We start from the raw sequence: 18,936 nt of genomic DNA on the forward strand, positions 1-18,936 counted from the left end.
CTATTTATTCTATGGAAGTAAAATTTTTCCACCACAAGTTATTTGCCATTCTTCTTTAAATTTCTTTAGGTATTCTTTTTTTTCGCACTCTAAAAGTAGCTCTTCCACACTTTTGTTGTAGCTTTCAGTAGTAATCCTTCCCTGATGATGCATGAACCTTAAGTAAATCAAATAAGTGTTAATTACATCTGTTTCACAATAATCTCGAATCTCTTGTATCTTGCCGCTATCGTATAAGCCCATAACTTGTGACCCATCAACTCCAATCTTACCAGGAAGATTAAATGCTGCACAAACTTCGTTCATTTTTACTCTCGCAGAAGCTCCAAAATCAGAGAGGGATTCAAGCAAATCACAATGCCAATCACTGCTATATCTCTGATTGTAACTATTCCACTTATCGCCAGCTTTATGAAAATATTCTGCTTGAATGCCATGGACCATAGCACGATACTTCAGCACTGGTATATCAAAAGTGCGTCCGTTGAACGAAACTAATCTTGGCTTTTTCTCTGATATGTAGTTAAAAAATCCTTTCACTAGCTCCTTTTCACTGGAATTTAGTGTGCCTCCAGATCTTATTTCTTGCAGTGTGAACACCTCATAACCACTCTGGTAGCTTATATTGCAAAGTAAAAAACTAATAACTACAACAAGGTGAAAAGGCTGACGCAGAAAAGAGTTTTGCCCGTTTGTTATTTCAAGATGATATTTTGTTAATGCATCCCTCTTCTCTTCTACACTACTATCATCACTAATATTGAGTAAATTTTTGCAGGAATTTACATCTGGTATAGTTTCAATATCAAATACCAATAAAGAATTAAGCATTGCCTATATACTCCTCCGGACGGTCGATCCAAGGTCGCACTTTCACAAATAAAAAGAGGTGTACCTTGCACTCAAATAATTTTTCTAGTTCAGCACGCGCTTCGATATTAATTTTTTTAATATTACTGCCATCTTTTCCTAGTACTATTTTTTTATGACTATCTTTCAACACAAATATGATCTGTTTGATGACTAAACTCTTATCTTTTTTTTCCTCAAATTGTTCAGTTATAACAGCTGTAGAGTATGGCAATTCTTCACGCAAGTTCAAGAATAATTTTTCTCTCGTAATTTCTGCTGATAAAAAATTTGTCGAGGAATCGGTTATTTGATCTTCTTCATAAAACCAGGGGCTCACCGATGCAACTTCAGACAAGTAATTCATCAAATCAGAAAGTCCATCATTCTTTAATGCTGATATCATAAAAACCTTTTCAAATTTATAAAGCAAATTCAGATGCTCATGCGCCATCTTTAATTCAGGCCTTTTTACCAAATCAGTTTTATTGATAACCAAAATGCATCTGCCTTTTGTGCGCTGCAGCCGCATAAATATAGTCTTAATTCTTTCTATATTTTTCAAATAATTGCTTACATCAACAAGCAACAAAGTGATGTCACTATCCTTAACTGCCGACCATGCAGATTTGACTAAAGCTTTTTCAAGTTTTGTTTCTGCTGAGAAAATTCCTGGGGAGTCAGTAAAGACAATTTGTGTGTTGTTGCATGTTGCAACACCCCTTATTTGCGTCCTTGTTGTTTGCACTTTAGGGGTGACAATTGCAATTTTCTTGCCTATGATGCTGTTAATTAATGTAGACTTCCCAGCATTTGGTAAGCCAGCTATCGTTACAAATAAGCATTTTTGTTCTTTCACAAAGAAAATTATAAAGAAAACTGAATGTCAGCGTCAAGCTACTTATATGACAAGAAGTCAGAAAATCCATAGGAGGATTTGCTAATGAAGGCTCTTAAGTTGACGCCATTGCCAGAACGACTGCTTGATTTAAGGGTAACGTTTTAACCATAAGGTCACTAACTCCTTAATATGTGTGTTCATAATTTGATTTTCCACGAAAGACATAATAGCAATAACCAGTGTAAGTTAAAATGATTGGTAAAAGCGGTATTATAATAATGAGCATTAAAGATAAACTTGGCCCAGAAGCAGCTGCATCCAGAATGGTATATTGAAAAGGTATAATCCATGGGTAGATACTAATTCCTAAACCTAAATATCCCATAAAAAAAATAGCAATACTGAGAAAGAATGGACGGTACTCCCGTTTAGTATTCTGAAGATCAAACCACAGCATGAAAAATAGCCAAGATGTGAGTAATGGAATAGAAAATAAATAATAAAAATTTGGCATACTAAACCAAAAGTTTTTAATACGTTCATTTAAAAATGGTGTCACTACACTCACTAGTCCCATGAAAATACCTACAAAACCAAGCGTATAAGAAGCAACCTTGCGTGCCCATTCTTGTGTTATATTTTCTGTCTTCATTATGAGCCATGTAGAACCTAAAAGTGCATATCCAAATATCACAGCAACGCCTGTCATTACACTAAAAGCACTTGCCCAATCAAATTGGCCACCAGAAAAGTTGCGTCCGTTTACTTCTACACCATGTATAAATGCGCCTAAAATCATGCCCTGGCAAAATGCAGCACCAAGTGACCCAAAATGAAAGGCATAATCCCATAATTGCCTGTATTTTCCTTCTGCCTTAAAACGAAACTCAAAGGATACTCCGCGCACTATAAGGCCAAGCAGCATAATAATGATTGGAATATAAAAAGCAGGCATTAATATTGAATATGCAAGAGGAAAAGCAGCAAACAACCCTCCACCACCTAGTACCAACCATGTTTCGTTTCCATCCCAAAATGGTGCAATTGAGCTTATCATGTGATCACGGCATTTATCTGACGGTGCAAAAGGAAGTAAAATACCAATACCTAAATCAAACCCATCCATTAAAATATACAGTAAAACAGCTATGGCAATTAGTAATCCCCAGATTAGGGGTAAATTAATTAAGGAAGAAAAATCAAACATGATTGTTGCCCTTTCCAGATGTACCAGCATCAATCACTGAAGCTCCAATACCGTGTTTATAAAATTGCTCTTCTTCTTTAATGACAGGAATTCCTTTGTATATAAGTTTCAGGATATAGTAACTGCCTGCTCCAAATATAAGGGTATACATAACGATAAATGCAATCAAAGACCATGCAACCTGAGGACCGGTAATCGCAGGTGAAAATGATTCAATTGTGCGCATAATTCCATATACAGTGTAAGGTTGACGACCAATTTCAGTAGTGAACCAACCTGCAAGTAACGCTATGAACCCAGACGGCATCATTGATATCCACCATCCATGTAAGAAACAACTTTGGAATAATTTGCCACGAAGATACTGTATAACACTTACTAACCCAATTATGATCATTAAAATTCCAACTCCAACCATTATACGGAAGGACCAGAATACCCATACTACAGGTGGTCTATCTTCTTTTTTCCATTCCTTTAATCCTTTTACTTCTCCTAAAAAATCATGTGTTAAGATCAAGCTGGCAAGATTAGGAATTTTTATCTCGTAGTGATTAATTTCATTTTGCTGATCCGGATAAGCAAACAAAAGTAAGCCAGCCCCTTTTTCGGTTTCCCATATACCTTCCATTGCAGCAATCTTAGCAGGTTGATGCTTTAGTGTATTTAATCCATGCCTATTCCCCATGAACAGCTGAAATGGTGCAGCTAAAGCTACCATAATGGTTGCCATACCAAGCATAATTCTTGCTTGAGGAGCATGTCGTTTTCTCCAAAGATAAAATGCTCCTACACCACCAACCACAAAAGCTGTTGTAAGATAGGCTGCTGTTACCATATGAATAAAGCGATAAGGGAAAGAAGGATTAAAAATAATCTCTAACCAATTGGTTGGATATAGGAGACCATTCTCACCAATCGTGAATCCAGCGGGTGTTTGCATCCAACTGGGCTTTGTTGCATCGCTAGCTATGATGGATTAAAGATAAAAAAGATGGAGAATATCAGTAGCTTATTATTCTGGTATTTATAACAAGAACGGTCAGTGAATACCTAAATTTGAGTAAAAGAAATTTCACTACCACTCACTAATCCGGCTAAAATTCAAGAATTTCAATGCTTTAGCTATTTTCAATAGAATTAAATTTATTAATGTAAATAATAAATTACTATTCTTAAATTTGATCAGATTGATTGCAAAAAAACAAGATTTTCAATAGGTTACTTATAATCCTAACTATAGTTAGCCTTTCATAAGTAGCGATGCAACAAAGCCATCCAACTGTTGGCCGCAATAATCCAAAAAGCTGAAATAAGCGTTCCCACTGCAACAATACAAGTAGAAGCAAAGTGCATACGAGAACTTACTCTATTCCATCCAAATAGCATAATACTCAAAAAAGATGCCTCCAGAAAAAAGGCTGTTAAAACCTCAAAGGAAAATAGAGGGCCAAGAACATTGGCTATGCGGTCAGAAAAAATCGACCAATTGGTACCAAGTTGATATGACATTACAACTCCAGATACCACTCCCATGCCAAAAGCAACGGCAAAAATCTTGATTCAGAATTTATAAACATCACGGAAACGTGTATCACCAGTCTTAAGCCAACACCATTCCAAAAAGGTTAGAAAACTTGCAAGCCCGATCGTGAAAGCAGGAAATATAATGTGAAAGCCTATTGTGAAGGCAAACTGAATTCGAGCTAGCAGCACAGAACTAAATTCAAACATTTTATCCAATACCCATGTATTACAAATAATAGCCAAATCTACCTATAATTCAATCCATTTTTTCAAAAAATATTTTAACAAGATACCATGTCAATTAGTGACCTTGCCCAGAAAAAGTAGAGAAAAAGTTAAGACGTTTTTGTCATGAGAATAAATTGTGCAGGAATGCAACTGTTCTTCCTTGTCATACCGTCACGGTATCTCCAGATCCCGCTAACAAGTAGCGGGATGACGGTTGTTAGGCTAGCTGTCATCCAAGTAGCTGACACTGGTTCCTTTATGACGGCAGTGCCCCTATGGTGTCATTCCAGTGTCCCTATGATGTCATCCCAGTGCTTGACACTGGGATCCAGGAATTTTATTAAGTTGGTAAGCATAAAAGTAGCCGTTTTATGTTAAAACACAACGTTCTTGATGAGATTACGGCAAGGCTGGATCCCAGTGTCAAGCACTGGGATGACACCCTTTTTGGGTCCTCTAAGTAGCCTATATAGTGTCATCCAAGTAGCTGACACTGGGATCTAGCAAGCTTTGCTTGCAAATAAGTCTAATACACGTCGCGTTTTATGCCAAAACACAATTGGAGTTACATGCAAAATAGATCCCAGTGTCAGCTACTTGGATGACAAAAAAAGGAGCACTGGGATGAAACCATTTGTTGTGTTTAACAAAGTTCGTACTTAGCTTCATGTTAGCTACAAATATTAAGAAATTTACCAAATGAAAAAAAAGGCAAAAGAAGCCCTGGGGTTATTATCCGCTTTAAAATATTGGCGTTTTTTATGTTTTAAACGCTTGACAAGCGAAATTCAGCTGCTTTTAATTGCAACTAACCTACGCTGCAAATGTTTAAGAAATTTACTAAGCAGAAAAAAAGACAAAGAATCCCCGAATTAGCTAGTCTTTTACTATCTCTGTCGAGTATTGGCATTTTTTGATGTCTTGTAACGCTTTATAAGCGCGTTCAGCTTATTTAGATAAAAATCTAGATGTAGATGAAGTTTTGTAAAGACATACAGTATCTATATACTGCAAAAAATTAAACATAAGACGCCGATACATTAAGTAATCCTTACCTTTTAATCTGCAGATTGGCGAAAGCAAATACAATAGCTTCAATTTCATGATAAGGGGGCTGGCGAAGGGTGTCAAGTAACTTTTGCATTTAATCCATTTCTATGGCTTATATAATAATCGTTATTGTAGTATAATTTAGAATAATGCAATAGATACCTAAATGTTTTAGCTATTAATTATATGTTGCATAAAAGCATATATTGCCCTACCATCCAAGTAGGTCAAAAATAAAGAGGTTGGCATGAGTTTTACTTTACCTGAATTACCATATGATAAAACAGCTTTGGAGCCTTACATATCTGCAAAAACTTTGGATTTTCATTATGATAAGCACCATAAAGGATATTTAAATAAACTCAACGAGCTAGTTGAAAATACGGATTATCAACATGTAAAAATTGAGGAATTAATAACAAAAGTGCATGGTAATAGCGGCAACTTGCCTATATTTAATAACGCAGCACAAGTTTGGAACCACACTTTTTATTGGAACTCAATGAAAAAAAATGGTGGTGGTAAGCCTAAAGATAGTAGTCTTTTAGCAAAAAAAATTCAGGACGATATCGGTGGCTTTGATAAATTTTATGAAGAATTCTCTAATTATGGAGTAAGCCAGTTTGGTAGTGGATGGGTGTGGTTAGTGTTTGAAAAAGGAAAGCTCAAAATCACCAAAACTCCAAATGCAGATTTGCCAATAATTTATGGCCAAGTGCCACTACTCACTATGGATGTGTGGGAGCACGCCTATTATTTAGATTGTCAAAACCGTAGAATTGACTACATAAAAGTTTTCCTTGATCATTTGATTAATTGGGATTTTGCAGAAGAGAACTTAAAAAAGAACACATAAGATGAATACACCTCAGGTAACGAAATTAGATAATGGTCTGCGCATAATAACTGAGCAGGTGCGTGATATTGATTCTGTAGCTTTAAGTATACGAGTTGGTGTTGGCAGTAGAGCGGAAAGTGCAAATCAAAATGGAATATCCCACTTTCTAGAACACATGGCTTTCAAAGGAACAAAGACGAGAACTGCCTTTGAAATTGCAAAAGCTTTTGATGACATAGGTGGAGTTTTCAACGCTAGCACCGGTAGGGAAAGCACCACCTATTATGCAAAAGTCCTCAAGAAAGACATAAAAACTGGTATTGATATATTAATAGATATATTGATGAATTCCACGTTTCCAGAAGATGAATTGGAACGTGAGAAGGGTGTTGTAATACAAGAGATTTTTCAAACTAATGATTCACCAAGTGACATTATTTTCGACAAATATTTTGAGGCAGCTTATAAAGACCAACCATTTGGTAGGTCAATCTTAGGCACGCAAAATACTGTAAAATCTTTTACTCGAGGAGATCTAGATAATTACATAAATGAGCATTACTTTGGTGAGAATATGCTATTTGCCGTTGCAGGAAATGTTGAACATGAAGAAGTTGTTGCATTAACCAAAGATTTTCTCTCAAAGATTCATTCTAAAAAGCTGAAAAAAAGCCAAAATGCGAGCTGTACTGGTGGTGAGTATTTAGAACATCGTAAATTAGATCAGGTACACTTGCTAATTGGTCTACCTAGTGTTTCTCGCCATGACGATAAATATCACACGTTTCAAGTGCTTGATTCTATATTAGGGAGCGGAATGTCATCACGTTTATTCCAGGAAGTAAGGGAAAAGCAGGGATTAGCTTACTCTGTTTATTCATTTAATTCCAGCTATACTAATACAGGAATGTTTTCCATTTTTGCTGGCACAGATAGTAGTAACTTAGATAAGCTTTTAAAATCTATGACGACAGAGTTGAAGAAGATGTCTACAGATAATCTGAGGGAAGAAGAAGTAAATAGAGTGAAAGAGCGAATAAAATCCCAAATTTTAATGTCACGCGAAAGTGTTAGCTCACGTGCTGAAACATTGGGGCACTACTATGGTAACTATAATAGGTACATCAGTAAAAATGAATTAATAGAAAAAATTAGTGCAGTTACCACTGCTAACGTAAAAAAAGCAGCAAAAGAATTGTTATCTCAGCATGAAAAAACCACTCTAGCTGCAATTGGAGAAATTAAATCATTGCCAAGTTACGATAAAGTGGTTTCTATGCTTAAAGCTTAGTGTATTCTGTTATATTGATTCGGCTGCTTTACAATATAATTTAGCACAGTGATTACAGAAATGTAAGTTGAAATAATATGCTATGAACCACACATATAAGCAATTATATATATTAAACAAGAGTCTGACATTAGTTTTAATTCTTCTGTCAGTTAACTCTTGTCTTTTATACATGAATCACTTACCTATTCCAATCCCACCTGTATTTTTGCTTTGTATAGCCTTTTCCATATGATTTTTAGGAGGTACTGGTGGTGCAAGTGGTTTTTTGCTTACAGGGTTTGAGTCTATACCTTTCTTTTGCCGATGATAGCTCCGTGCTTCTTGAACGGTCTGAAATATAGACTCTCCATCATTATAGTTTCCTCTCACAGAGTTTGAGTTTGTGTCTTTCTTTTGCGGAGGATAGTTCAATGCCTCTTCACGAGTCTGAAATATAGGCTCTCCATCATTATAGTTTGAGTTTATATCTTTCTTTTGCAAATCAGCGTTCAATAACTTTGATATGTTTTGCTCCAGCTGGTCGCCTTTATAATTATTGTTAAGATCTTTAATTTTCTCTTTTTTCTCGATTATTTGAGCTAAGGACTCGACAATAATATCTTTGTTTATTCTTGAAGCATCTATTGGTTTACCTCCTTTGACAGTAATTTCACTTTCCTTACTACTCACACTATAGCCTTGCTCTTTGATTTTTGTTACTATTTCCTTTCTAAATAGATTGCAAATAGCATCTATTATTTTTTGAGCACAATCTTTAAAAAAAGCTTTGATTGCCTTAAATTCCTGTGCTAAGGAAACGATTTGAATATGTGTGTATTTTTTACCTAGTGGTGGCTCTTCAGCATTCTGGTGTATAGGTTCTATTTGCTGAGGGTCAAGCATCATTGCATGACGTTTTGAGCGTGTTGGGTTTGCTTGTGTTTCGGATGACGACATGTCCTTAATATCTTGTTTTTTATTCTCACCATCAGCAACCATACCATCACTTGATTTCCTTTTTTTAGGAGGCAATGGTGGTCGATTTTCATTGTTCTGATATATAGGTTCTTTTGGTACCGTTTCAGACAATGATCTCTGAATATCTTGAAGATTTTGGTATATAGGTTCTTCCTTCTTCAAATTTTCATAAATCGGTTCTTGTACCAAGTTAGCATTGACAAACTCCTGTACTCTTTCTAGATAACCAACATTTTTGTCCTCTTTAGGTACTTGAACGCCTTCAAATTTAATATTGTTTATATCTTCAACACTCAGCCCATTTTCTTTAAGCCATCCCTTTCTTTTGCTCATTGATTCAACGAACTCATTAATTCTTTTTATGTTACCCACACTATCATCAACCAACATAACAGTTTTTGGTAACCGACCATTGTGATTGTTCTTATAATTCACAATTGCCTCACAGATGTGTAAATTTTTTCCAACTTGACTTTGTTGCTCTCTAACATTTGACCTTGGCAACTGGGTATCATAATCTGCTGGAAATCCGCCAAACACAGAAACACTGTCTGCCTGTTCCTTAGATAAGCTCAAATGATTTTCTACAACCCTTTTCACAGCATTTGGATATCCTGTGTATGATGCAATGTTAACTTCCATTCCGCTTAAAAGCGCAGATTGCAGTACAGATTTTAACCCCTCTTTATTTTTTATTCCGTCTGTATTTTCTAGAAAATTTTTTATGTCGTTATTAGTCACCGCATTCTCTTCAGTAGAATCAAAATCACTTTTATATCCTCTAGAGAAAGCATTATGCATATGCCCATTAGTAATAGTATTATCAAAGTCAAATATTAACAGGGCATTATTTTTTGTAACCATACCTCTACCTCTTAATTTTTACAAATCATGTGGGTAGAGACTAACATTAATAGATTAATTATTTATTATAACCTTTCTAATTAATAGTGTGATAAATAAAGTAAATATAACAAGAAGTAAAAATCAACGGCATAAAGAAAAGACTTAAAGAGAGGCCAAATCAAAGTGCAATGGTATTTCACTAATCCAATTATTTTTCTCCTGATCTAGCCTATCATCTAATATTGCCTGCCTTATTGATGCCATTAACTTATTCATAAAGAAAATATTATGAATGGTAACGAGTGTGTAAGCCAGGAGCTCTTTAGCTTTCAGTAAATGGTGTATATAAGCTCTTGAATGTTTTCTGCAGGTAAAACATAAACAGTCACTTTCAATTGGGTTATCGTCCAGCTCAAATTGTTGATTTCGCAAATTGATATGCTCTTTGCACTTTGAAGAAATAGAATCTCTATTTTTTACTTTAATAAGCGCACCACCATGCCTTGCCAAACGAGTTGGATGCACACAATCAAACGTGTCAATTCCAAGACTTACTCCATGAAAGATGTCCACAATCCCACCGATACCAAGCAAATGAGTAGGCCTGTCTTTTTTCAAGTGGTCCATAGTGAAAGAAACTACATCATGCATCTGCTCTTTACTTTGACCAAGTGATCCACCTATTGCTTGACCGAAAAATGGTAAATTGTTGATAAAATCACAACTTTCTCTACGCAGATCGTGATATATTCCGCCTTGACTAATTCCATACAGTGCCTGCTTGCCATTATTGTTTTTTTCAAATTCATTTAAAGAACGTTCAGCCCATCTGTGGCTCATGAGCATTGATTTTGCTGTGTATTCTTTGCTTACGTGAAATGGAGTGCATTCATCTAAAACTAGGATTAAATCTGCACCTAATTTCTGTTGAATTTGTATAGATTTTTCAGGAGTTAAGCAATAAGTTTTGCCATTGATGTAAGAACGGAAAATTGCCCCATCCTCATTAATTTTGATCAGAGTTTTTTGTTTTTTTCTTATTCCTTTTATCTCTTCCGAAACAGATCCGTGGCCTAAACTAAATATCTGATATCCACCTGAGTCAGTTAGCATTGGCCCATTCCATCCCATCATCTTGTGCAAACCACCAAGTTTTGCAACGGTATTCTCTCCTGGTTGAAGCATTAGGTGATAGGTGTTGGAAAGTATGATTTGGGTACCTGCTTCACTTATTCTTTCAGTATCTACAGCTTTAATTGCAGCTTTTGTTGCGCAGAATATAAATGCTGGTGTTTCTATACTTCCATTTGGAGTTTTGATCGTTCCAACTCTTGCAGAACCTGACTGCTTGATTATCTTAAATGCAAATTCTTTTTTCATCTATTTGCCTGAAAGTTCTGCTATGATGTTTTCTACTTTCTCAGGAGTAAGATTTTCATAAAAGTCATTATTAATCTGCACAACGGGAGCATTAACGCATGCACCAAGACATTCAACCTCTTTTAAAGTGAACAAATTATCTTTAGTAGTCTCACCGATATTGATTCCAAGTTTCTCTTTAAAGGTATTTAAAACTTTTTCGCTACTGCATAACCAACAAGGGGTTGTTCTACAAATTTGTATTAGATATTTACCTACTGGTTTTAAATTATACATGGTGTAAAAATTTGCCACTTCATATACACGAATATGTGGAATATGCAGCATATCAGCAACGTGGCGCATGGCAGGTTCAGAAACCCATCCGCATTGCTCTTGAACCAGGTATAGTAAAGGCATAACAGCACTACCTTCTCTGCCTTTAGGATACATCTCTATAAACTTTCCTGCTTTCTTGAGGTTTTCTGATGTAAAACTAAACTGCTCTTCTTTTTCTATCATTCATGAGACTCGTGTAAACTTTAACAGATTATACCTGTAGAACCAATGATTGCAATTGTTGGTTTTTTGAGAAATAGCATAAAGCTTCTTAGCCCTCTTCAAGCTTATATTTACCTTTTAGTATAAAATATTATATTAATTTTTTAATTTTAGTTAAAATTTTCATTGACATTAACACACAGGAGTAATCATAATAGCATTTTATTAATATTTTAAATAAAATTATGTCTATATTAAGAAGATTGCTCGGGATCAACTCAAATACACCGGAAATTAAAGAAGCGATAGGTTTTAATCCAACAAACGTAGAATTAATTGAGGGGAATGGAGTTGCTTACGGACTCAGCTATCAAGATAATGGTAATGGGAGCAGTAAAGTAAAATTACTTATTAGTCCATTATATCAATCAAAAACATACGAATGTGGTACAAATATCAGCGTAGCAAATGAATTCAAAGATCAATTATCTCTCACATTAATAGAAGATTCAGCTGAAATAGATAAAGTTGGAGTTATCTTTCCTGAAGAAGGAATTAGCGAAGAAGGAGAAAAATGCGTTAAAGGCTTATCTTTTAACACTTACGGAATTAAACAATCAGTTAATACTCCTTCAGTTGAACATTTAGATAAAAGAAAATTACAAAAGAATATTGATAATAATAGTCTTGCAAATGTGGGCAATAGTTACTTTCAACCAAGAGCAGTGAAAGTTGGTAATGGTGACGTAATTGTAATCGCCCATAACTTAAAGGATCAAACTTTAGTTTCTTGGTACTTAAAGTCAAGCGAGAGCGGAAAATTTAAGGTATTGACTGGAGAAAAAGGTGTTACAGAAAGAAAATTGTTCAATTTTGATAATCAGGGGCAATTGGCATTAAATGGAAACACGATGCTTTATTCGCAAGTGAGCAAAAGGATTACTAAGGAAAATCAAGAGGTGAGAAAAACACGTATTTTTAAATTTGATATGGCTAAAGTGATTCAGGGTCTGAAGGATGGAGTTAATGGCTTTTTACTTGGTAATCGAAAAGGTCAAATAGATAATAAAGCACTATCTCTTTCTAGAGAACATGAAATAAGCTTTTTGCAGTATGTTGAACAAACGGAAGGAAATGATCTAGTTGCTTTTCTTGAAAATGACCAATCAGCTAATGAGCAGAGGTTACATATAGCAACTCTACTTAAAAATGGATCAGTGTCAGATTTTCCTATCTATCAATTTACAGATCCTATAGAGCAATTATATATTAAAGGCAACGGTCAGGGTGGTTTTATCGTAACTGCGGTAAGTGGAGAAAATATTGTAACTTTTAATCAAAACGGCTCTGGAAAATCTTCTGAAGCAACAATAATACCGGCAAATAGCATCAAAACTCTCAGTGATTTTGTTAATATCATTAACGGTCGATTAACGCCAGATATTATTTCTAGTAGTACCGTGGCTCCTATAACTGTTGCAGAAACGGTTGTGACTTCTAAGAAAACGCCGACTGCTGCAATTACTAGCACAGCAGAAACCGACGCTGTGAAGACTACTAAATTGACAACGGAAGCCGTTGCACCTACTTCTACAATAAGTAAACCTTCAACGGAGTCAACGACAGTAGCAAAAACAACTACTACTTCACAAGCGACCACGGTTGCTACAACGTCAACTAGTGTGCAGATAGTAACTTCAGGGACTGAGACAAGTACTGTAAAACCTACAGCAGCGACTGGTGCGTCGACTTCTACGATGAGTAAACCTTCAACAGAGTCAACGACTCAAACAAGTACAGTAACAGTGAAGCCAACAACAGAAGCCGTTGCACCTACTTCTACAACGAATAAACCTTCAACAGAGTCAACGACTCAAACAAGCACAGTAACAGTGGAACCAACTGCGCCAACAACAAGCTCAGAGAAAACTACACAAACAGTATTTAGTATACCAAGTACTAGAACAAAAGAGTCAACAACTCCTATATTCACCACGACTTTACTTCCTCAGTCTACTTCTTCACCACAACCTACTCAACTTGCTATAGGGTCTAATAAGGCAGGAATGATAGGGGGATCTTTGGTTGGAGCAATAGGTATTGTTGGAATTATAGGATTCATAGCATATAGATATGTTAAGGGTCGTAATGCTGCTCCTGTATTAGAACTAACTGATTTGGGTTATAGAAGGCGATCATCTTCAAGTAGCGATGAAGAAATTTTTACCACTGGTAACAGAATGCGAACTATATATCAATCTGAAACAGTGCTAAATAGTATATCAGTAGAAAGTAGTAGTCGATCAAGAAGTAGCTCATCGTCTTCAAGCGGTGGACCAGGCTCTTGACTAACTGAAGCGGAGTCTAAAAGTGAAAAAAGCTTATCTTGGGATAGTGATGATGTGCCGGAATATCACCTTTAGCTATTTGTCTAAATGTTTTTAATATGTAGACTGTTAGGAAATTGTCTTTTGCTTTTGTGATTTTCATGTTAAAGTATAATTCCTAGGTGAAATAAGTAGCTGCTGTTGTGTGATAAACATAGCAGAGGAAAGTCCGGGCTCCAAGGAAAAATAGTGACGGGTAATGCCCGCCGGAGGTAACTCCAGTTATAGGGCTACAGAGAATTACCGCCTAAAATATTCTTAGGTAAGGGTGAAAAGGTGTGGTAAGAGCACACCATGGCAATGGCAACATTGGTAGTCGAGTAACCAACACTAGGAGCAAGATTAAATAGAAGTAGATTTTATGTTTTCCTCATATCTACTCGGGTAAATCGCATGCGGTAAATGGTAACATTTACTCCAGATAAATAGCTACATAAACAGAACTCGGCTTATATTTCACCTAGGCGTTCACATGATACGTGCGATATAAGCCATGCTATATTTAAATGTATAGGCATTTCATGCGTTGTCCTTCACTTGTTCTGCTTGATAGCCATCACTACTTTCGCCTACATTAACATTAGAATATTCTTCATCATCAATATACTCTTTCAGAACATACCCTCTGCCCCAAACGGTTTCTATGTGGCTTTTTCCATCATTTGCACTTTCAAGTTTCTTACGTAATTTGCACATAAAAACATCAACTATCTTGTTATCTGAAGGTTCATCTAAGCCATTGTAAAGATGATTTAAGAACATTTCTTTTGTTAATACTGTTCCTTTACGCAGTGCTAGCAATTCTATCATAGAATACTCTTTATTAGTAAGGTGAACCGTTTTACCTTTCACCTCAACAATCCTGTGATCAAAATTGATATTTATATTACCAATCTTTATCACCGATTCAGGATGGCCTTTAGTACGACGCACTATGGCCTTAATTCGAGCTAATAACTCATTTTTATGAAATGGTTTGGTTAAGTAATCATCGGCACCATACCCGAGTCCTTTAGCTTTGTGATTGACAGCGGATATACATGAAAGTATTAAGACAGGAACTTTGATTTTTGCACTTCTTAGTCTTAGCAATATATCATATCCGTCAATATCACCAGGCAAGTGTATATCTAAAATAACTAGGTCATAGTAATCTCCGTTTGAGGAAACCATATTATTGTTATAATCTTGTGCAGAAGTAACAACGTCACAGAAATGTCCATCAGAAGTTAAGGCGTTAACCACAGTCTTTGCACTTACTTGATCATCTTCAATTAATAATATACGCATATTTTACACCCCATAAATAATTTATAATTTTAGTAATATATATAACTAAGGAAAGTAATAAATCAAATTTTTATTAACAAATGATCAAAATTACACTTATTAATTAATAGTAAATATATTGTTCCAAAGTTATATAAATAGATCTAAAATATAATAGACATACCATGATAGTAATAATATTTTTAGTAAATATTGAATTAAAGTTACTATTATTAAAAGAATACTTCGGTTAATAAATATTTAACTATTCTATATGTCTGTGTTATATTTTTAATTTACTTATCCTACTATTTTAAAGTATAAGTAATATTTTCAGGAATATTGTGTGGCAATATCAATTTTAGGTGCTGGTGCATGGGGTACAGCAATCGCAATTTCATTAGGTAGTAAGAAAGATGTGATTTTGTGGACTCGCAATGAAACTACATTTGAATCAATCAACGGGAAAAGAGAAAGTGACAAGCTACCCGGTTGTCGAATTTCTGATAATGTGTCAGTAAAATTGGCTATTGAAGACACAATTAATGCTTCAGTAACAATCCTCGCTGTTCCCACTCAGTCTCTGAGGAAGGTATGTCAGCAATTGCATAATTGTAATCTGAAAAAAGATGTAGCAATAATTTTAGCTTGTAAGGGAATAGAAAAGTCTACATTAAAATTACCTAGTGAAATAGTAAATGAAATTTTACCTAACAATCCTATTGCTATTTTTTCAGGTCCTAGCTTTGCTGTAGAAGTTGCAAGAAAATTACCCTATTCAATGGTTCTTGCATGCCAAAATAACACATTAGGTTCAAAGCTAGTATCAGAGCTGCAACAAGAAAATGTTAAATTGGAGTTTAGTAACGACATTATAGGAGTACAGATTTGTGCAGCGTTAAAGAACGTTTTTGCTATAGCGTGTGGGATTGTTTTAGGTAGTAAACTTGGGTTTAATGCTCATGCAGCATTGATTACGAAAAGTATGAGCGAAATTAAGGCTTTATACTCAGCAAAAATTGGTGACGGTAGTGTGGATATAAATACACTACTTGGGCCAGCATGTCTGGGTGACCTAATTATGACATGCACATCCTTGAATTCAAGAAACTTATCTTTTGGGTTTAAAATAGGTAATAGTGACAATGGCTTTAATGTTCAGCAGATTTTGTCAGAAGGCAAGTCAGTGATTGAAGGTTTTAGCACTGCTGAGTCCATATTTAATTTAGCAGGAAAGCTAAAGATAAAAATGCCTATATGTGAAGCGGTCTATAGATTATTGTATGAAAGCGCCTCTATAGAGGATACTATTTCTGTTCTTATAAGTTAATTTTGTATTTGGATATATTGTGAAATTTTTATATAAATTAATATCAACGTGGTGGCTGTCTGGAACAGTAAAAAAAATGCCAGGTACTGTGGGTAGTTTGGCTTCTTTTCCGCTTGTTCCTGTAATCCTGAGCAACAAAATTTTAGGTGCAGCAATTATTTCTTTTTTATTCTTAATTGGATTATGGTCTACAGGTAATTATATAAAACATTACAAGACTTCATGTGATCCAAAAGAGGTAGTAATTGACGAAGTGGTTGGTCAATTGCTGACGATACTTTTAGTTTCGATATTGTTAAGCCAAGAGATGAATTGTTCTTCATTGTTGTTGTGCTTTTTTTCTTTTAGGTTTTTTGATATAATAAAAACGTGGCCTATAAATTTAATCGATAAAAATACCAAAGGTCCTTTAGGTATTATGCTAGATGACGTTATAGCTGCAATTTTAGCCTGTGTTCTTATAGGAGCCTTTTATTGTTTATTGTTGGTGTATGCAGGATAAAAAAATTTATTATTCAAGCTTAATTGTTCAAAATCTAAAGGATTATATACTGTACACAGCGAATTTATCTGAGTGGGAAGTACACGATGAATTTGATAACATCATATTTACAATAAATGGTACCAGGGAGTCATTATTTAATTTTGTGTTCTGTGGAGATCAATGTACCGAGCTTTCTATACAAAAAACTCTAGATTATCTCAGAACAAGAGATATAGAAGCAACATGGGTAATAAATTCACATATGAAAATAAGAGATATTTTAGAAAAGTGTGAAATAAAACACGTTAGCACACCAAAAAAAGCTTTACTTAATATGAAAAATTACTTTTTACCTGCTGATGTTATTCCAAACTTGAGGTTAAATGCTGTGAATGGTAGCAACCTCTTAGAACAGTTAGATCTACACACTTCTAAAATTTTTTATCATGGCGTTGGAATTGTCAGCACATTTTTTCGCGGATTATCAAATTATGATGATAAGAACTCAAGATTAAGATTTTTTCTTGTAACACTAAATAATGAAATTATTGGGACATGCGGTCTTTATGTTCAAGACAGCGTAGCTGGTTTTTATAGTGATGGAGTTTTACCAATTTACAGGAATCGTGGAATAGGTACCCAAATGGTTTTAGAAAGAATAAAGATAGCTAAACAGCTTGAATGCAAATATATAGTAGCACATTGTATGAAATCTTCTGTGAACCTTTATAAGAGATTGGGCTTTCAAATGTTAGGCAATCTTTACTTATATACCTCTTCAGCATAATTCTGAGCGGTTACAAATTTTTACATTTGTTTTAAAAGTGCTATGTTTTTTTTGTATGAAGTGGTTTTAATATTGATTCTAATATTATTCTTTCTCTCTTATTCTAAATTAAAAATTAGTAATAAGATTAAGAACTTACAGCATCAAAATGTTATCATAAATAATTTAATTGATACTGTGAATGATGGGTTTTATATTTGGGATGCAAAAAAACGTATAGAAAAGTTCTCTCCCAATTTACTAATTTTGCTTAATACTGTTTTTTACTCATTTAATGAGTTTGTGAATTTTTTTGAGCAATCAGAAAGCTTAATCAAAAATTTTGTTGAGGCAAAGGAAATAAATAAATCTTTTACTCTAGATTTAAAGTCAAAAGACAGTGAGGTTTATTGCATATGTTACGGTAGAAGCATAATAGATGATTCTAACAATGTGATAGGTGTGCTGTTATGGATAAGGAATGTCTCAGACTGTAAGATAAAGGCTAACGGACTTGAGTTAGAAAATAGTAAGCTTACACAGGAAGTGGAGAGCTATAAAAACGTTTTCAACTCTTTACCATTTCCAATACTAAGATATAACAAGAGTAGAAAGGTGGAATTTTATAACTTGTTTTATGATAAATATGTAGATGGTTCTAAGAAATTTGCTATTACCGGTAGCGCTCATAGCACAAAACCAGGAAGACATGTCATAACTTATAAGAACGAACCTAAGGTTTTCGATTTTGTTAAAATTCCAATACAAGGTTCTGGTAGCATAGTAATGTATGGGAAAGATGTTAGTGATGCAGAGAAATTATATACTGAATTAAACAGTTATTTAGCTACACAGAAAAATTTGCTTGAGAGGTTACCGGTTGCTATAGTAATATATAGTAAGAATCAAAAGCTAAAATTTTATAATAATGCTTTTATAAAAACCTTTCAATTTGACCCAAAATTTTTGGCATCTTACCCAACTTATCATGAAGTTATGCTTTACCTCTGCGAATCTAAAAAGCTTTTAGAAAAAGAGGATTTTCAAACTATTAGTAATCAAAGACATGAGTTGTTCAAAAAATTATTTGAATCGTATGATGATACGATGCATTTCACGAATGGAAAAGCGTTCAGGGTATTAACAATACCCTACGCTTCGGAAGGTTTGCTGTTCTCTTACGAAGAATGCAAAAGATAATAC

General features: G+C 34.7%; 16 protein-coding genes, 1 other RNA gene and 1 pseudogene. 9 read left to right on the forward strand and 9 right to left on the reverse strand.

Features of this window, described 5'->3' with window-relative positions; all coding sequences use genetic code 11:
* Window positions 1-9: 9 nt before the first annotated feature.
* The 5 genes and pseudogenes from OOK97_RS03685 to OOK97_RS03705 form a co-directional block, all read right to left on the reverse strand.
* Window positions 10-831, reverse strand: a complete 822-nt coding sequence (locus tag OOK97_RS03685) for a 3'-5' exonuclease (protein WP_012673253.1) — start codon at window positions 829-831, stop codon at window positions 10-12.
* Window positions 824-1,708 carry a GTPase Era gene (era, locus tag OOK97_RS03690; RefSeq protein ID WP_010082484.1) on the reverse strand — a complete coding sequence of 295 codons (885 nt, stop codon included), beginning with the start codon at window positions 1,706-1,708 and terminating at the stop codon, window positions 824-826. The genes OOK97_RS03685 and era overlap by 8 nt, the downstream gene beginning before the upstream one ends.
* Before the next feature lie 166 nt (window positions 1,709-1,874).
* Window positions 1,875-2,897 (reverse strand): cytochrome d ubiquinol oxidase subunit II, encoded by a 1,023-nt coding sequence (gene cydB, locus OOK97_RS03695; RefSeq protein ID WP_264705659.1) that lies wholly within the window; start codon window positions 2,895-2,897, stop codon window positions 1,875-1,877.
* Window positions 2,890-3,840 (reverse strand): cytochrome ubiquinol oxidase subunit I, encoded by a 951-nt coding sequence (locus tag OOK97_RS03700; RefSeq protein ID WP_264704910.1) that lies wholly within the window; start codon window positions 3,838-3,840, stop codon window positions 2,890-2,892. The genes cydB and OOK97_RS03700 overlap by 8 nt, the downstream gene beginning before the upstream one ends.
* A 308-nt stretch (window positions 3,841-4,148) precedes the next feature.
* Window positions 4,149-4,631 (reverse strand): annotated as a pseudogene (locus tag OOK97_RS03705) (cytochrome ubiquinol oxidase subunit I).
* A 228-nt stretch (window positions 4,632-4,859) separates the two neighbouring features.
* Between OOK97_RS03705 and OOK97_RS03710 the strand changes: the two are divergent.
* From OOK97_RS03710 to OOK97_RS03720, 3 genes are all read left to right on the forward strand, one after another.
* Complete coding sequence (locus tag OOK97_RS03710) at window positions 4,860-5,030, forward strand: hypothetical protein (RefSeq protein WP_182320634.1); 171 nt, start codon at window positions 4,860-4,862, stop codon at window positions 5,028-5,030.
* Between the two features lie 919 nt (window positions 5,031-5,949).
* Window positions 5,950-6,558, forward strand: coding sequence for a superoxide dismutase (locus OOK97_RS03715; protein WP_264704911.1), 609 nt, complete (start codon window positions 5,950-5,952; stop codon window positions 6,556-6,558).
* 1 nt (window position 6,559) lies between these two features.
* Window positions 6,560-7,831 (forward strand): M16 family metallopeptidase, encoded by a 1,272-nt coding sequence (locus tag OOK97_RS03720; protein WP_264704912.1) that lies wholly within the window; start codon window positions 6,560-6,562, stop codon window positions 7,829-7,831.
* Between the two features lie 177 nt (window positions 7,832-8,008).
* Here OOK97_RS03720 and OOK97_RS03725 read toward each other — a convergent pair whose 3' ends face one another.
* From OOK97_RS03725 to nuoE, 3 genes are all read right to left on the reverse strand, one after another.
* Window positions 8,009-9,655 carry a hypothetical protein gene (locus OOK97_RS03725; protein ID WP_264704913.1) on the reverse strand — a complete coding sequence of 549 codons (1,647 nt, stop codon included), beginning with the start codon at window positions 9,653-9,655 and terminating at the stop codon, window positions 8,009-8,011.
* Between the two features lie 144 nt (window positions 9,656-9,799).
* Window positions 9,800-11,017: a tRNA guanosine(34) transglycosylase Tgt gene (gene tgt / locus OOK97_RS03730; protein WP_264704914.1), complete on the reverse strand. Its 1,218-nt coding sequence runs from the start codon at window positions 11,015-11,017 to the stop codon at window positions 9,800-9,802.
* The gene (gene nuoE / locus OOK97_RS03735; protein ID WP_264704915.1) at window positions 11,018-11,518 is read right to left on the reverse strand and encodes an NADH-quinone oxidoreductase subunit NuoE; all 501 of its coding nucleotides are present in this window, start codon (window positions 11,516-11,518) and stop codon (window positions 11,018-11,020) included. It lies immediately after the preceding gene.
* 224 nt (window positions 11,519-11,742) lie between these two features.
* Here nuoE and OOK97_RS03740 point away from each other — a divergent pair, with 224 nt between their 5' ends.
* Both OOK97_RS03740 and rnpB read left to right on the forward strand, forming a co-directional pair.
* Window positions 11,743-13,845: a hypothetical protein gene (locus tag OOK97_RS03740; protein ID WP_264704916.1), complete on the forward strand. Its 2,103-nt coding sequence runs from the start codon at window positions 11,743-11,745 to the stop codon at window positions 13,843-13,845.
* A 157-nt stretch (window positions 13,846-14,002) separates the two neighbouring features.
* Window positions 14,003-14,352: RNase P RNA component class A (rnpB, locus tag OOK97_RS03745), an RNA gene on the forward strand.
* Window positions 14,353-14,403: 51 nt separating this feature from the next.
* On the opposite strand, the gene OOK97_RS03750 is transcribed toward rnpB, so the two are convergent.
* The gene (locus OOK97_RS03750; protein ID WP_264704917.1) at window positions 14,404-15,174 is read right to left on the reverse strand and encodes a response regulator transcription factor; all 771 of its coding nucleotides are present in this window, start codon (window positions 15,172-15,174) and stop codon (window positions 14,404-14,406) included.
* Between the two features lie 325 nt (window positions 15,175-15,499).
* Here OOK97_RS03750 and OOK97_RS03755 point away from each other — a divergent pair, with 325 nt between their 5' ends.
* The 4 genes from OOK97_RS03755 to OOK97_RS03770 are packed head-to-tail and all read left to right on the forward strand — an operon-like array spanning window position 15,500 to window position 18,933.
* A complete protein-coding gene (locus OOK97_RS03755; RefSeq protein ID WP_006280098.1) occupies window positions 15,500-16,483 on the forward strand; it encodes an NAD(P)H-dependent glycerol-3-phosphate dehydrogenase in 984 nt (327 codons plus the stop codon).
* Between the two features lie 19 nt (window positions 16,484-16,502).
* Window positions 16,503-16,985 (forward strand): phosphatidylglycerophosphatase A family protein, encoded by a 483-nt coding sequence (locus OOK97_RS03760; protein WP_006279290.1) that lies wholly within the window; start codon window positions 16,503-16,505, stop codon window positions 16,983-16,985.
* Window positions 16,975-17,754: a GNAT family N-acetyltransferase gene (locus OOK97_RS03765; RefSeq protein WP_006280097.1), complete on the forward strand. Its 780-nt coding sequence runs from the start codon at window positions 16,975-16,977 to the stop codon at window positions 17,752-17,754. Before OOK97_RS03760 ends, OOK97_RS03765 begins: the two co-directional genes overlap by 11 nt.
* 42 nt (window positions 17,755-17,796) lie before the next feature.
* Window positions 17,797-18,933, forward strand: coding sequence for a hypothetical protein (locus tag OOK97_RS03770; protein WP_236514561.1), 1,137 nt, complete (start codon window positions 17,797-17,799; stop codon window positions 18,931-18,933).
* Window positions 18,934-18,936: the final 3 nt, after the last annotated feature.

The organism is Wolbachia endosymbiont (group A) of Gymnosoma rotundatum (assembly GCF_947250765.1).
Lineage (GTDB): Bacteria > Pseudomonadota > Alphaproteobacteria > Rickettsiales > Anaplasmataceae > Wolbachia > Wolbachia pipientis.

Excerpts from the sequence above, each read along its gene's own strand:
- OOK97_RS03715 (WP_264704911.1), top strand. The coding sequence starts at position 5,950 with ATGAGTTTTACTTTACCTGAATTACCATATGATAAAACAGCTTTGGAG.
- OOK97_RS03740 (WP_264704916.1), top strand. The coding sequence starts at position 11,743 with ATGTCTATATTAAGAAGATTGCTCGGGATCAACTCAAATACACCGGAA.
- OOK97_RS03700 (WP_264704910.1), bottom strand. The coding sequence starts at position 3,840 with ATGCAAACACCCGCTGGATTCACGATTGGTGAGAATGGTCTCCTATAT.
- OOK97_RS03725 (WP_264704913.1), bottom strand. The coding sequence starts at position 9,655 with ATGGTTACAAAAAATAATGCCCTGTTAATATTTGACTTTGATAATACT.
- OOK97_RS03720 (WP_264704912.1), top strand. The coding sequence starts at position 6,560 with ATGAATACACCTCAGGTAACGAAATTAGATAATGGTCTGCGCATAATA.
- nuoE (WP_264704915.1), bottom strand. The coding sequence starts at position 11,518 with ATGATAGAAAAAGAAGAGCAGTTTAGTTTTACATCAGAAAACCTCAAG.
- OOK97_RS03770 (WP_236514561.1), top strand. The coding sequence starts at position 17,797 with ATGTTTTTTTTGTATGAAGTGGTTTTAATATTGATTCTAATATTATTC.
- cydB (WP_264705659.1), bottom strand. The coding sequence starts at position 2,897 with ATGTTTGATTTTTCTTCCTTAATTAATTTACCCCTAATCTGGGGATTA.
- tgt (WP_264704914.1), bottom strand. The coding sequence starts at position 11,017 with ATGAAAAAAGAATTTGCATTTAAGATAATCAAGCAGTCAGGTTCTGCA.
- OOK97_RS03710 (WP_182320634.1), top strand. The coding sequence starts at position 4,860 with ATGACGGTTGTTAGGCTAGCTGTCATCCAAGTAGCTGACACTGGTTCC.
- OOK97_RS03765 (WP_006280097.1), top strand. The coding sequence starts at position 16,975 with ATGCAGGATAAAAAAATTTATTATTCAAGCTTAATTGTTCAAAATCTA.
- OOK97_RS03750 (WP_264704917.1), bottom strand. The coding sequence starts at position 15,174 with ATGCGTATATTATTAATTGAAGATGATCAAGTAAGTGCAAAGACTGTG.
- OOK97_RS03685 (WP_012673253.1), bottom strand. The coding sequence starts at position 831 with ATGCTTAATTCTTTATTGGTATTTGATATTGAAACTATACCAGATGTA.